19 protein-coding genes and 1 pseudogene are annotated in these 11,433 nt (G+C 60.2%); 7 read left to right on the top strand and 13 right to left on the bottom strand.

Annotated elements, in window-relative coordinates; genetic code table 11:
* Together D3D02_RS13270 and D3D02_RS20660 are read left to right on the top strand one after the other, a co-directional pair.
* A pseudogene (locus D3D02_RS13270) lies at positions 1-123 on the top strand (IS630 family transposase); the annotation flags it as partial.
* A 91-nt stretch (positions 124-214) separates the two neighbouring features.
* A complete protein-coding gene (locus tag D3D02_RS20660) occupies positions 215-376 on the top strand; it encodes a hypothetical protein (RefSeq protein WP_158599369.1) in 162 nt (53 codons plus the stop codon).
* Between the two features lie 14 nt (positions 377-390).
* Here the strand turns inward: D3D02_RS20660 and D3D02_RS13265 are convergent, their stop codons facing one another.
* Positions 391-1,113 (bottom strand): recombinase family protein, encoded by a 723-nt coding sequence (locus D3D02_RS13265; protein WP_121570470.1) that lies wholly within the window; start codon positions 1,111-1,113, stop codon positions 391-393.
* Between the two features lie 278 nt (positions 1,114-1,391).
* Here D3D02_RS13265 and D3D02_RS13260 point away from each other — a divergent pair, with 278 nt between their 5' ends.
* Together D3D02_RS13260 and D3D02_RS13255 are read left to right on the top strand one after the other, a co-directional pair.
* Positions 1,392-1,589 (top strand): hypothetical protein, encoded by a 198-nt coding sequence (locus D3D02_RS13260; protein ID WP_121570469.1) that lies wholly within the window; start codon positions 1,392-1,394, stop codon positions 1,587-1,589.
* A 63-nt stretch (positions 1,590-1,652) separates the two neighbouring features.
* Positions 1,653-1,874 (top strand): type II toxin-antitoxin system RelE/ParE family toxin, encoded by a 222-nt coding sequence (locus D3D02_RS13255; RefSeq protein ID WP_233560654.1) that lies wholly within the window; start codon positions 1,653-1,655, stop codon positions 1,872-1,874.
* 46 nt (positions 1,875-1,920) lie between these two features.
* Here D3D02_RS13255 and D3D02_RS20320 read toward each other — a convergent pair whose 3' ends face one another.
* Positions 1,921-2,370 (bottom strand): hypothetical protein, encoded by a 450-nt coding sequence (locus tag D3D02_RS20320; protein ID WP_147435616.1) that lies wholly within the window; start codon positions 2,368-2,370, stop codon positions 1,921-1,923.
* 374 nt (positions 2,371-2,744) lie between these two features.
* Between D3D02_RS20320 and D3D02_RS13250 the strand changes: the two genes are divergently transcribed.
* From D3D02_RS13250 to D3D02_RS20315, 3 genes are all read left to right on the top strand, one after another.
* Entirely contained in the window at positions 2,745-3,020 is a 276-nt protein-coding gene (locus D3D02_RS13250; protein ID WP_115821763.1) for an AbrB/MazE/SpoVT family DNA-binding domain-containing protein, read from the top strand.
* On the top strand, positions 3,017-3,403 hold the full coding sequence (locus tag D3D02_RS13245) for a PIN domain-containing protein (RefSeq protein WP_121570468.1): 387 nt from the start codon (positions 3,017-3,019) through the stop codon (positions 3,401-3,403). Before D3D02_RS13250 ends, D3D02_RS13245 begins: the two co-directional genes overlap by 4 nt.
* Positions 3,404-3,568: 165 nt before the next feature.
* Positions 3,569-4,705, top strand: coding sequence for a hypothetical protein (locus tag D3D02_RS20315; RefSeq protein ID WP_147435615.1), 1,137 nt, complete (start codon positions 3,569-3,571; stop codon positions 4,703-4,705).
* Positions 4,706-4,721: 16 nt separating this feature from the next.
* On the opposite strand, the gene D3D02_RS13235 is transcribed toward D3D02_RS20315, so the two are convergent.
* From D3D02_RS13235 to D3D02_RS13185, 11 genes are read right to left on the bottom strand one after another with little or no spacing between them, the layout of a single operon-like run.
* The gene (locus D3D02_RS13235; protein ID WP_121570466.1) at positions 4,722-4,949 is read right to left on the bottom strand and encodes a hypothetical protein; all 228 of its coding nucleotides are present in this window, start codon (positions 4,947-4,949) and stop codon (positions 4,722-4,724) included.
* Positions 4,946-5,209: a hypothetical protein gene (locus D3D02_RS13230; RefSeq protein WP_121570465.1), complete on the bottom strand. Its 264-nt coding sequence runs from the start codon at positions 5,207-5,209 to the stop codon at positions 4,946-4,948. Before D3D02_RS13230 ends, D3D02_RS13235 begins: the two co-directional genes overlap by 4 nt.
* On the bottom strand, positions 5,206-5,841 hold the full coding sequence (locus tag D3D02_RS13225; RefSeq protein WP_121570464.1) for a J domain-containing protein: 636 nt from the start codon (positions 5,839-5,841) through the stop codon (positions 5,206-5,208). The genes D3D02_RS13230 and D3D02_RS13225 overlap by 4 nt, the downstream gene beginning before the upstream one ends.
* Positions 5,838-6,164, bottom strand: coding sequence for a hypothetical protein (locus D3D02_RS13220; protein WP_121570463.1), 327 nt, complete (start codon positions 6,162-6,164; stop codon positions 5,838-5,840). Before D3D02_RS13220 ends, D3D02_RS13225 begins: the two co-directional genes overlap by 4 nt.
* Positions 6,161-6,907 (bottom strand): DUF6884 domain-containing protein, encoded by a 747-nt coding sequence (locus tag D3D02_RS13215; RefSeq protein WP_121570462.1) that lies wholly within the window; start codon positions 6,905-6,907, stop codon positions 6,161-6,163. The genes D3D02_RS13220 and D3D02_RS13215 overlap by 4 nt, the downstream gene beginning before the upstream one ends.
* The gene (locus D3D02_RS13210) at positions 6,904-7,350 is read right to left on the bottom strand and encodes a hypothetical protein (protein WP_121570461.1); all 447 of its coding nucleotides are present in this window, start codon (positions 7,348-7,350) and stop codon (positions 6,904-6,906) included. The genes D3D02_RS13215 and D3D02_RS13210 overlap by 4 nt, the downstream gene beginning before the upstream one ends.
* The gene (locus tag D3D02_RS13205) at positions 7,343-8,986 is read right to left on the bottom strand and encodes a DNA cytosine methyltransferase (protein ID WP_121570460.1); all 1,644 of its coding nucleotides are present in this window, start codon (positions 8,984-8,986) and stop codon (positions 7,343-7,345) included. Before D3D02_RS13205 ends, D3D02_RS13210 begins: the two co-directional genes overlap by 8 nt.
* The gene (locus tag D3D02_RS13200) at positions 8,983-9,288 is read right to left on the bottom strand and encodes a hypothetical protein (protein WP_121570459.1); all 306 of its coding nucleotides are present in this window, start codon (positions 9,286-9,288) and stop codon (positions 8,983-8,985) included. The genes D3D02_RS13205 and D3D02_RS13200 overlap by 4 nt, the downstream gene beginning before the upstream one ends.
* Positions 9,285-10,223: a hypothetical protein gene (locus D3D02_RS13195; protein ID WP_121570458.1), complete on the bottom strand. Its 939-nt coding sequence runs from the start codon at positions 10,221-10,223 to the stop codon at positions 9,285-9,287. The genes D3D02_RS13200 and D3D02_RS13195 overlap by 4 nt, the downstream gene beginning before the upstream one ends.
* Positions 10,216-10,854: a hypothetical protein gene (locus tag D3D02_RS20950; RefSeq protein ID WP_199723091.1), complete on the bottom strand. Its 639-nt coding sequence runs from the start codon at positions 10,852-10,854 to the stop codon at positions 10,216-10,218. Before D3D02_RS20950 ends, D3D02_RS13195 begins: the two co-directional genes overlap by 8 nt.
* Complete coding sequence (locus D3D02_RS13185) at positions 10,851-11,369, bottom strand: hypothetical protein (RefSeq protein ID WP_121570457.1); 519 nt, start codon at positions 11,367-11,369, stop codon at positions 10,851-10,853. Before D3D02_RS13185 ends, D3D02_RS20950 begins: the two co-directional genes overlap by 4 nt.
* Positions 11,370-11,433: the final 64 nt, after the last annotated feature.

Below are 11,433 nucleotides of genomic sequence, written 5' to 3'. Positions count from 1 at the left end.
CGACAACTCGATCAAGAACTAGGGAACTGTCTGTTCGACACACTCGACGACCTTCGTGATGCTGCGCTCTCTGCACTCAACCGAATTAAAGTTCCAGATGTCTTTACGTACTTATGTCCGTGAGTATCAGGAGACTCACGTATTGGTCAGCACAGAGGAGACACCGCTCGTTTGGGGGGGGAAGTGATTTGACTATATCTCCCATAATCACTGTATGGCCCTGTTCGAATTTGTCGTCTTTTGGGCACCCATTACATTCGGCTTCATCGTCGCAGCCACGTACGTCGGAACAAAGCTTGCACTCCGCTCATATTTCGAAGGCGAGAATCCGACTCCCTCTGACACTTTCAGAGTGGACGATGACAGAGAAGATTGAGTCTGATTCGCTCGTTAGTCGGGTGACTCGCCCAGCTCGCTGAGCTCTTTCTCGCCGGCCTCAACGCGGGCTCGCTCGATCTTCCAGTCGTCGTTGTCGAATGCCACCCCGTAGAGTTCGTCGGCGCGATCGAGGATCGTCGCGATGCTTCCCTCTGGCACGTCGAAGAATCGAGCCGTCGGGCGCTTCGAGCGCCCTTTCTTGACCTCCCGAATGAACGCCTGAACGCGTTCGTAGCCCTCGCCCGGTACCGGCACGCCCATCTCGTTTTTCGTCATTCCGTGTGGTGCCTGTCCGAACTGGACGCCGCGATCGATCGCACGCTCGATTCCTTCTTGCCGCCGCTCGCGATTCAGCTTCAGTTCCATCTCCGCTACGATCGACATGAACTTCAGCATCATCTGCCCCATCTCGTTGTCCGGGTGGACGTCGAACCCCTGCTGGACCAGGTGCAGGCCGACGCCGTGATCGGCGCAGGTGTCGACGAAGTCCGCAACCTCCGCAGTCGATCTTCCGAGTCGATCGAGTTTCGCAGCGACGATCTTCTCGATCGGATCATTTTCGAGGCGCTCGCGGAGGTCGACATATTCGTCGCGGGTCGGATCGTCGCCACTCCCGATGTCGGCGTAGATGTTCTCGGCTGGAAGATTGGGATAGTGTTCACGGATTGACTCGATCTGCCCGTCCCGCGACTGATCACTCGTCGAGACTCGTGCGTAGCCGAGGATTTCGCCCATACGCAGAAACGCACCCCGCAGTATTTAAAGAGTCAATCGCGAAAACAGCGGTTCGGAGGTTACTTCTCAAACGCAGAATCACGTTGTCGAGTTCAACCTGAATTCACCTGCGCAAGTTTTAGGTTGTAAGGATTGCACACGAAGTCCGATAAAGACGCTCGCGTGACAACCGAGTGCTCAAACAAGGACTCGTCCCTCTCTCCGTATTCCGCATTCAGGGTGAGAAAAGAGCCCAAGTGGATCGGGGATGGTATTGGGGATTTGGAGCGTGTGAGACAATGCCGACAGCAAATAAACGAATACCAGTCACAGAGGAACGATGGAAAGAACTGAACGAGCTGAAATCAGCTGGCGAAACGTACGACGAGCTGTTGGAGAGCTTGATTCAGGAACACAACCGGCGTCGTCTGGCAAACGTAGCCCGCGAGGTCCGCGAGGCCGACGAGGAGGATCTGACGCCGCTCGATGAGCTTTGATATCCTCCTGAGTCAAAACGCCCGAGAATACCTGGCGCTCTCGACGAAAAGAGCGCGCGGATTGTGAAGGATAACCTCCGGAAATTGGAGGAGGAGCCGTACCCGCGCCCTGGATCAGGTTCTGGAGACCGGGAGAAGCTCCACGTCGATGGCGAGGAGATGTATCGTCTCCACATCGGCCGAACGCACACAGCATTCTACGTAGTCCTCGACGAGGATCAACAAGTCCGTGTGGTCGAAATCGTGGATATCGACGAGGCCCACAAGCGCTACGGATTCGATTGAAGGGGACAATTCGCGGGTTTCGGTTCCGACTTCTATGAGACGTCGGTTATCTGAGCAGGCCCCAAATTGCAACGCCTACTGTTACTACGGGGACAGCGAATAGACCCGCTCCTATCAGAGTTGGATTATTCGAGCTTATTAGAGAAAGAATTAGTATCGGATAAAGCACGATACCAATCAATCCGTTCACCCCAAACGTAAGATAATCCCAACTAATGTTACTCGTCGCTGACACACTCTCCACAACATCAAGTATCTCCTCATTAGATACATCTGACCGGCTTCGGAGAGATTTTTCAGCCACTGTATTGCTCACCTCTTCCCGCAAATTCTTCAGTAGCTTATATGCCTGAGCGCCAAAAGCAGAAGCTAATACTATTACCAAGAGATAGATTTCAAACCCGCTCTCTGTGTAAAGGTAGATTGCAGTTACAAGCGGCCAAAAGACGATTTCCTCTCTTGATTCAGTAGCTATAGAAACATATTCTGGATTCATAAGCGTTGAAGAGTCGCAGCTCGGTCATTGTCGTATTTCTCTAACCGCCACTTCGCGATCCCCATTTCGTCGAACTCAACTTCGTGGATATCCCTCGACGCACAGATCGGGCATTCTCGCGAGTTCTCAGAAGTCGTCCAGGCGTCATCGCAGCTGTTGCAGTGGTAGTGGTTCAGATCACGCATCGTTGGTAGAAAAGATCGATCGAAAGAAAAGCGTCAGCCGTCCGGAATGAAAGTGGAGCGCCGATACCGCCATCTGGTCAGAAGCCGCCGGTAGTCGCCACCCACCGAGCCTCCCACACGGTACGCTATTTGGGGCAAATTTGTTCTCTATGGCACAAATTCTATATTCCTACCACAAGAATACGTTGTATGTCAATTGAAACGGATTCACACGGCCGCCTCTACCTCTCGTCAGAGCTGCGGAAAAAGTATGGCGAACGTTTCCACGTCGTCGAATATCAAGATCGCCTGGAGCTGATTCCGATTGAGGAGGATCCACTCGAAGCCGTTCGGGACGAGATCGGAGACTCGCTTGAAGACAAATCCGTCGCAGAACTTCGTGAAGACGCGCTTGAAAAAGCAAAGCAGGAGGTTGGTGCCGATCTCGGCCCCGAAAATCGAGACTCTGAGGACGCGGCCGAATGACTGTCTTCGTCGAGACTGATTTCCTTCTCGCAGTCGCTAAAGACGACGACTGGCTGCAGGAACGTGCCGAGGCAGTCCTCGCAGAGCAGGACGTCGTTACGTCTCCATTCTCGTACTTGGAGATCCTACTCGTGTTCGATCGCGAGGAGTACGATTACGTCCGGTTGTTCGCGAACCTTCTCGAAGTTGTTCCCGTCAGTAGCGACGAAGAGCGACAGATCGTGTTGAAAGCCGTCGGGTACTACGAAGACGGGATGACGCCATTCGATGCGTTTCACGCAGCGACGGCAGAGACGCGTGTCCTGCCGATTCTCAGTTCGGACAAGGCGTATCAGGAAGTCGATCCAGAACGTATCCCACTCGAACCCGATTCAGGCGAGTAACCGTTCAGGAAACAGCTCTGTGCAAGTGTTCGGTGACGCCTACACCTGAACAGGATTTACTCGACTTAGAAGCTCAAGACCTCTTGAGTACGCACTGGCCGTCTTTGTACACAATTCATCAGGAGTAAAAGATTTAATTTGAAATGAAAAGTGAACGGTACGTTGATGAAAAAAACAAGCAGGCGGTCAGTGCTGCGGTGCTGTCTGGGTGCGACTGTCGGAACCATTGGGGCTACAGGAACCACAGGAGCTATTATACCCGACTCAGAGAAGCCAAACTATTTCGCTAAACAGGCGCAGTTTGTCGTGAAATATATGGAGAAAGTAGATCGTTCCTTTGAACAGTACACCGATATATTTGATCCGCCCACAAATGAAAAGCTCGTTGACCTCTTTGTAGAGAGTTTTACCCCGTCACTTAGTACGTTGCTCCCTGGGCTGCTGGGGAAGGCTGCTGACTTGAAGGAGACGTTAAAGTGGTACAAAAGCGTCGGTAAGCATTCGATGTTTTCACTCATATCACGCTATGGCGTTTCAACTGATGGAGAGGAGAGTTACAAAGGCACTGGTGGAGACGGTATGGCAGCTGCCAAAGGTGAGATTAATGACGTTTCTGAGCAGTGTAATGTCGTAATCGAGAAAGCACAAGCGTGTGTCAGTAATCCATCTAAATCTGCCACAGACGCGATGGTAGATGAGATGGAAACACTGGCCACCGAACTGGGGAAATTCAAGTGGGTACGACGATGGTCAAACATCGATCCGAGCGCGTACCAACATGTTGCAGAGGCCACTCCGGGGCCCCGACAAAGAACAATCGAACGAATAGCTAACAACGCTCAAGCAGTGCTTGATATAGCATCAGCAGTCCGTGAGGATGTGGCGGCCAAAGCGGAGATTATGGCCAGTGGAGATATCCTCCCGTTTCCAGCGGCCATCGTCAAATTCAACAACAATGTGTCAGATATTCGATCACAAGCGCCAAATTGGGCGTTCAACCAGATCGCCGGTGATAGCTTCCACATTGTAACACAGACCGACGCCGGTGACCAGATGACAGTTCGGTGGATCAATACCGATTCCGATGGTCAAATCGACACTTTCGAAGTCGTTGAACAAGATTCCGCAAATGCAGATATTGTTCTCTCGGAAGACGTCCGTGATGAAATAACAAGCGCTGATAACCCGATTTCAACTGCGCAAAAGGCGTATGACGAGGGTAAAGTAGAACTAAGCGGGAATGGTTTTGCCAACCAGATAAAATACGATGGTGGGGAACTCTTGTCAGAGCTGCTTTTCTAATTAACTGTCGAGATCATCAGTCTTCCCGCCAGTAGTCGACTACGTGTGATGCGTTCAGCTCGTCGTGCTCCCAGCGTCGCGTCCGGCCTGATTCCGCGAGAATCGTCGTCGACTTCCCGCACGTACAGCAGTACGCCGAGATCACGCGCCGGTCGTCGACGTCGCGATCGAACGGCGTCACATCGTCCGCTTCGCGCAGATCGACGTTCTCTGCCGCGCCGACCACGCGCTCAGATCGGCTCATCGTTCACCCCGCTCGGAGAGCCCGAAGTCGGCTGGCCCGTGGACTGTCTCCAGGTGCGTCGCGAGCGGGTCGTTCTGTGCTTCCCGCCAGTGCCGGTAGAACTGTGCTCCGCAGGCCGGGCACTGCAGCAGTTTCAGCCGCTCGCACGCGTCGCCGCCGCAGTCGATCAGTGAGCCCGTCAGCGAGTGGTCTGCGACGTCGTCGGTCCACTCGGGCTCGTCGCGATCGACGCCGCCGCCGTAGTCAGCCAGCGTCGTCATTGCGATTCCTCCAGCAGCGTGTTGCGAGCGCTCTTCAGCTCCGAGACCGTGTGCTCGCCGTTACCGCCGTGATCCGCGTGGGCGTCCTTCACCAGCTCACGGAACGCGCCTTTCACCACCGCATCCGGTGCGTCTGGTGAAACGCCGAGCACTTCGTGCGGTTCCTGTTCGACGCGGCCAGTCGCGACGATCGCGTCTTCCTCGTCGGCCGGCAGCAGGCGTGCGGTGGCGAACGTCGAGTTCGCGGTCGTCACGCCACACCGCTCGGCGAGTCGCATTCGCCGGGCGTACAGCGCGATCGCTCGTGCGTTCTCTCGCTGAGTCTCCCAGCGGTCACACGCGATTGCATAGCCTTCGTCGGCGTGTTCGTCTTCTCGGCGGAATCGCGCGACGACGCCGACGTCGTCCGGCTTATCGTGTTGGTGCGGGATGTTCGGGCGGTCAGCGTAGTGCTGGCTCTCCGTGTCGATCTCGACACTCGTCGCGCCCCAGCGCTCCAGTTCCTCGACGACACTCTGGAACGACTCTTTCCGCGTCGGCGAGAGGTCGCCTGGATACGGCTCGCGTTCGTCGGCCGGCGTTCGCTCGAATCCCGCGGGCCAGTCGATTCCTGCAGTTGTGCGGTCCGTCATCCCTCGTACACCCCCGATCGATGCGCGGCCATTCTCCCGGCCACGTACTCGTCGACGGCTTCGGCGATCGGCGCGTCGGTGTTCGCCACCGCGTCGAAGATCGCGTCGTGGACGTCGCTGTCAGCCAGGATGTCGTCGTGGGCGAGTTCTGTCTCCAGTTCGGCCGCGAGCCAGCGGAGTTCGGCGAGCCGGCAGTACGTCTCGTCAGAGAGCAACTGCTCGTAGTCGCTATAGCTGAACTCGTCGTCGTCGTTCCGCGCTCGGTCCTTCTCGTGCTTGTAGGGCCGTAGGCCCGCGTTCGGGAGTCGGTGTTTGAACGTCATCGTGAGACCTCCTCGCCGCCGTCAGCGGCGATCAACTGCTGCTGTTCAGTCGCGATATACTGATCCGGGACGTCCTCGAAGCGATCGAGGCCCGCCTGCTCAGTGCTCTCTGGGAATGGTGGGCGGTCGAGATGCCAGTGCGGCCGCTCTCGGTCGTAGCCACCGCCGACCGATGCGAGCGTATCAGTCTCGGCCGCCCCGGCGATCTGCTCAGCGCGCTCTTTGAGCCACGCCATCTGTTCGCCGATCCCGTCGAAGTCGTGCTCGCGGAACGGGAACTCCGGGACGCACGGGAGCCCCGGCCGTGATTGGCCGGCCCCGCCGCCGACGTTGCCGCGGAAGGCGTCGCGCGCTTCGAGCGGCTTGATGTACCGTTCGCCGGCGAGGACGACCAAGCGGCCGCACGGTGACCCTCGCGGGTCGTTATCGCTCTGGAACGGCCAGTTGAGCCAGTCCGTCAGTTGCGAGCGGACGCGGTCAGCCCAGCGGTTGAGGGCATCGTCGTCGAGGTCGTCGACCGTCGTGTGGTACGGCTCGATTTCGAGTGCCGGCGGCACGATCCCGTGTTCTGCCGAGAGGATCGCCCACGCCGATGATTGATGCTCGTCGGCCCACGCCGTCGCCGCTTCTGCGTAGCGGTTCTTCAGCATCGCGTAGTTCGAGGTGTAGAGGTCGCCGGCCGGTCGTGGCTCGTCGGCCTTCGCAGCGCCGCAGCCCACGAGGACGAACGTGCCGCGGCTCACGCCGTCTCACCTCCGTCAGCCACTGCTCGCTCGCGGAGGTCGTCCGCGCTGAAGTCGTCCATCGACAGGAACGGGTCCGCCTCGATCTTCTCACGTTCTTCGCGCGACAGTTCCGTGTTCGTCGACCACTCGCGCCACGCTGTCTCGAACGCGACGAGCCGCTGCTCGATGCCCTCGATTCGGCCTTCCAGGTCTGCGCGGTACTCTTCGGCTTCTGCTTCGGACTGACAGATCCAGTAGCCGACTGAGCCCGATCGGATCGGAACGCTGCGCTCGAAGAGCAGCGCCGTGATCGCTTCGCGCGTCTTCGGTGATCCATCTCGATCCCCAATCTCAACGCGGTCAGCCAACTCGGCGGCCGTGATCGCGTCGTCGCGGCCACGATCGGCCAGTTCCTGCTGCAGTTCGTCGAGGAGGCCGCCGTCGATCGCCGGCTCAGTCATCACCAGCCACCTCCTCGTAGGTAGGAATCTCGGCGTCTGGATCCTCCCCGAGTCCCCCTCCGTACGTTGCGAGACTCGGATCTGTCGCGGTCAGAACGTGCTTACAGAGCGACTTCGCGAGATTCACCGGGACAGCGTTGCCGATCTGGGACGTCCGGTCGGTCTTTGTCCCGACGATCTCGTAGTCTGCCGGGAATCCCTGGGCTCGCTTCAGTTCCCGCGGCTGCAGCATCCGGTAGCGGACGTCGAGTCCCCACGGCCACAGCTCCGGGACGACGAGCGCGAATCGGTCGCGGCTTGTGACGGTCCCGAGTGGCTGTGAGACTGCCTTCGCCGGTCCTTCGTAGTCGTCGACGAATGGTTGGACGACCGGCGTCACGAGTTTCGCTCGCGGGTCCGCCGTGATCGTGTGCGCCGGCCGGTCGTCCGGCCGGTAGAGGCCATTGCTGTGAAGTCCGCGATTACGCCCGTTCTTCGGCATCAGTAGCGTCTCGGTCGTCGCGATCGCGTGGCCGCCCCGCGTCGCGATCGTCGGCACTGCCGTGTCCTGGACGTCGATCGGGTGCGCGCCATCCTGCTGCCGCAGCAGGTGCGTCGACGCCGTTCCGAGCGCGAAGTGGTTACCGTTCGCGTGGACGGTGTGGAGTGGCGTCGTGACGTCCTGTGACGGGCTGTTCTTCTTGTGCTTCAGGATCCACGGCGCGACTGTCGCCCGCGACGCTGCCGGCACCAGGAACGGCTCGTCGACGGCGTCAGCGACCGCTGCTGCGTGCCGCTGGGGGACAATACGCTCTTCGCGCAGCCGCCGAATCTCGTCGCGTCCCAGGGTTTCGAGGACGTCCGCGAACAGGCCGATCGCGTCGCCACAGTGGCGCCGGAGTCCTTCCGCGATCCGGCGCATCGTCGAGTTCTTCGGCGGCGTCATTCGGCCGTCGTTGAGGTCGCGCGTCCAGATCGATCCGCCGAGATCCGACCAGTCGATGATCTCCGCGGCCGTTCGGTGGTTTGGGAGTTCGTCGTCGACCTCGCTGTGGGTTGGCTCGGGGAAGGTGACGCTACCAGCCTGCCGACCGATGATGAAGAAGCGCTCACGCGTCGTTGGATCGCCGTAGTCGGCGGCGACGAGCTGTGTCCAGTCGACCGCGTAGCCGAGTTGGTTTAGTGCGTTCACCCACGCGTCGAAGATCGAGCCGTCGCGGACTGGCTGCCCATCCTCATCGACCGGACCCCAGTCCTGAATTTCCGGGACGTTCTCGATCACGAACGCGTCGACGTTCAGCTTCTCCAGCCAGTCCAGGATATGCCACGGCGACATCCGCTTTTGCTCACTGACGGGCTTCCCGCCGCGAGCGCGGCTGAAGTGCGTGCACTCCGGGCCGCCGACGAGCAGGTCGACGTCCGGCGTGTCTTGCCCCGTCAGTCGGCGCACTACTTCCGGCGGGTGTAGCTGCTCGACCTTCGAGTGGTACTGGTGGGCGTCGGGATGGTTCGCCTCGTGGGTCTCGATCGCCGGTTCCCAGTGGTTGATCGCCGCCTCGTAGAGGTCGTAGCCGAGGTCCTCGCACGCCTGGCTGAGGCCCTCGCTGAAGCCGCCAGCACCGGCGAAGAGGTCGACAGCGACTATCTCTCGCGTCATCGTGCGCCACCTCCGAACGCCGCGAGCCCCGACTGGATCGGCTCGTCGCTCGTGTCGTCGTCTTCGGTGCCGTCCGAGCGGAACTTGATCAGCGCGTCGCACTCCCACGCCGTGCAGCTCCCGAACGACGGCGAGAACCCTTCCGGGTCGGGCGTCGCGATCGTGCAGAGGAACGCGTCGCCGCAGGCCGGACACTCTACTTCGACCTGCTCGTTGAACGGCATCTCGATCGTGCCCTCGCAGCGCTCCTCGCGTCGTCGCCGCGTCTTCACGCGGTTGTCCGTCGCCAGTTCCGCGCTCATCGACGGTCACCTCCGGATTCGGCAGCTTCGTCGCGGTAGAGTTCGATTCGGCCGCCGTCTGCTGTCGCCAGTTCTCTGAGCGAGCCGTCGTGCCGGAACGCCAGCACGAGTTCGACGCCGTCCTCACGGCTTGTCGCTACGACCACGTCCGCGTCCGTGCCGCCGTCAGCACGGACTTCCTCAGGAATGTGGCCGCATTCGCTGCAGCTGACGGTCCCGTTCATCCCGTGGACTGCGTAGCACTCCGGGCACTGCTGGTCTCCGAACTCGGCGTCTTCAGGGATTTCTCCGCCGTGTTCGGACTCCCAGTGAATCGTCGCGTCTACTTCTGCGGCGATCGTTTCGTGCGTGCTCTCAGGATCGTACTCGCGGCCCGTCCAGCCGCACCCGCGGTACGGGCACTCTTTCTGTCCCTGACCGCCGTCGGTCGCGAACCGCTCCAGCGACTCGTTCTCAGACGCTTTCTGGTTCGCGTCGAGCTCCTGCCAGCACTCCTCGCAGAAGAACGGTCTGTCCATCGGGTCGGTATCGAAGATCATTCCGTACTTCCGACCCGCCTGGTCGAAGACCGGCGCGTGCCGTCCCGTCTGGGGTGCCAGTTCCACGCCACAGTGCCGACACGTGTCGACGCCCCGTGACGAATCGAAGCCGTCCTCGGCGTCGTAGTCGCTCGGGAGCGGCTGGCCGCCGTCTGTTTCGACATCCTTGTAGCGTGCTTTCGCTGCCGCGTAGTCGGCGTCGAGGATGTCGTTCTCCTTCGCGTAGACGCGGTTGTAGTCCGAACAGCGCTGACAGCAGACGAACTCGACACCGACCTGCGTGAGTATCCGGTAGTCAGCGTCGTTCTCGCACTCGTAGTCGCACGTCTCGTCTGTGTCGTCGTCGAGGCGCGTCGCCGCGACCACTTCGACTTCCGGTGTCGGGAAGTCAGTCATCCGCTTCACCTCCTTCCGGCGGCTGAACGCCGGGAGACTGGACTGCGTTCCAGTAGTCGTTGATCGCTTCTCCGAGCGCGTCGTCGTCGATGCCGAGATGGTAGTCGCAGCTTCGGCAGATCTTCGGTTCGCCCCGTGTCTGTCCCCACGACTGCGCTCCGCATTCGGGGCACTCTGGCGCTTCGGCGTCGACGCGGCTCGTCATCTCGTTCCAGAGTTCCTCTCGCCGGTCGGTGAGCGTCCGTTCGACGTCCGCGTCCGTGATGCTGCGGTACGTCGCTTCGACGACCTCGTGCCACTCGTAGTAGAGGTCGTGGTGCGACATCTCTGCCGGGTCGCGGTCGCTGATGACGCGTAGGAGGCTTTCGTCCGCTGTCTGGCCGCCGTCGCTCACGAGTTGCTCGTCTGCGCCGATCGCGTCCCACTCGTCGGCGCGATCTTCACGCCACGCGATCGCTTCGAGTTCGACTTCTTCGCCACAGCCCTCGAAGCCGGCGTCACGGGCCGGGTGCGCCGCGTAGCACGTCCCTTCGCGCGTTTTCTCCGGTTCTTCATCGTCGATATATTCCGGTCGGACGTGCGTCGCGTCGCACTCTGAGCAGCGGTAGCGCACCGACACGAGTCGGGTCACGCCGACTCACCTCCTGGCGTCGCCGCAGCCAGTTCGTCCAGCCGTGCTTCGGCTTCTCCGACATCGACGTCGTCGGTGTTGTCGTCGAGCGGGTCGGCGTCGCGATCGTCATCGTGCCCGCCATCGGCTGCGACCGGGCTTCGGACGATGATGCCGACCCGGTGGATTCCCTGCTCAACGTCGATCCAGCCGGCTGCGTGCAGCTTTCGGATGACCGTGTCGCGAACCGTCGGCTTCCGCAGTTGGACGCGCTGGGCGATGATGCCTTCTGCCGCGTCCAGCGCCAGCCGTTCGCCGGGATTGACGTGCTCGCGGAGCGCTTCGTAGCCTTCCCGAGCCGCCTTTGGCAGTCCACTCGTGCTGACGTCGTTGTCAGCGTCCTCTTCGTCGGCGTAGGTCGTTCGCAGCGCGTGCCGGAGCGCTTCAGCCATCGACCCGTGTTCGTCTTCGGCTGCTTCGAGCGCTTCCAGCAGATCGTTGTCTTCGATCGATGCTTTCGCGACCCGTCCGCTCATCGTGCCACCTCCGTCTCGCCGCCCTTCGCGTGCGTGGGCGTGCCCGCCCCCATCGCGCGCCGAT

The organism is Halobellus sp. Atlit-38R, from assembly GCF_003665925.1.
GTDB lineage: Archaea > Halobacteriota > Halobacteria > Halobacteriales > Haloferacaceae > Haloquadratum > Haloquadratum inordinatus.
Note: the sequence above shows the minus strand (reverse complement) of the source record. Positions and strands in the feature narration are given on the sequence as shown.

Coding starts and splice junctions, on each gene's coding strand:
- D3D02_RS13265 (WP_121570470.1), bottom strand. CDS start 1,113: ATGGGCGAAATCCTCGGCTACGCACGAGTCTCGACGAGTGATCAGTCG.
- D3D02_RS20315 (WP_147435615.1), top strand. CDS start 3,569: ATGAAAAAAACAAGCAGGCGGTCAGTGCTGCGGTGCTGTCTGGGTGCG.
- D3D02_RS20320 (WP_147435616.1), bottom strand. CDS start 2,370: ATGAATCCAGAATATGTTTCTATAGCTACTGAATCAAGAGAGGAAATC.
- D3D02_RS13225 (WP_121570464.1), bottom strand. CDS start 5,841: ATGACGGACCGCACAACTGCAGGAATCGACTGGCCCGCGGGATTCGAG.
- D3D02_RS20660 (WP_158599369.1), top strand. CDS start 215: ATGGCCCTGTTCGAATTTGTCGTCTTTTGGGCACCCATTACATTCGGC.
- D3D02_RS13230 (WP_121570465.1), bottom strand. CDS start 5,209: ATGACGACGCTGGCTGACTACGGCGGCGGCGTCGATCGCGACGAGCCC.
- D3D02_RS13205 (WP_121570460.1), bottom strand. CDS start 8,986: ATGACGCGAGAGATAGTCGCTGTCGACCTCTTCGCCGGTGCTGGCGGC.
- D3D02_RS13235 (WP_121570466.1), bottom strand. CDS start 4,949: ATGAGCCGATCTGAGCGCGTGGTCGGCGCGGCAGAGAACGTCGATCTG.
- D3D02_RS13185 (WP_121570457.1), bottom strand. CDS start 11,369: ATGAGCGGACGGGTCGCGAAAGCATCGATCGAAGACAACGATCTGCTG.
- D3D02_RS13250 (WP_115821763.1), top strand. CDS start 2,745: ATGTCAATTGAAACGGATTCACACGGCCGCCTCTACCTCTCGTCAGAG.
- D3D02_RS13200 (WP_121570459.1), bottom strand. CDS start 9,288: ATGAGCGCGGAACTGGCGACGGACAACCGCGTGAAGACGCGGCGACGA.
- D3D02_RS13195 (WP_121570458.1), bottom strand. CDS start 10,223: ATGACTGACTTCCCGACACCGGAAGTCGAAGTGGTCGCGGCGACGCGC.
- D3D02_RS13220 (WP_121570463.1), bottom strand. CDS start 6,164: ATGACGTTCAAACACCGACTCCCGAACGCGGGCCTACGGCCCTACAAG.
- D3D02_RS13260 (WP_121570469.1), top strand. CDS start 1,392: ATGCCGACAGCAAATAAACGAATACCAGTCACAGAGGAACGATGGAAA.
- D3D02_RS13245 (WP_121570468.1), top strand. CDS start 3,017: ATGACTGTCTTCGTCGAGACTGATTTCCTTCTCGCAGTCGCTAAAGAC.
- D3D02_RS13210 (WP_121570461.1), bottom strand. CDS start 7,350: ATGACTGAGCCGGCGATCGACGGCGGCCTCCTCGACGAACTGCAGCAG.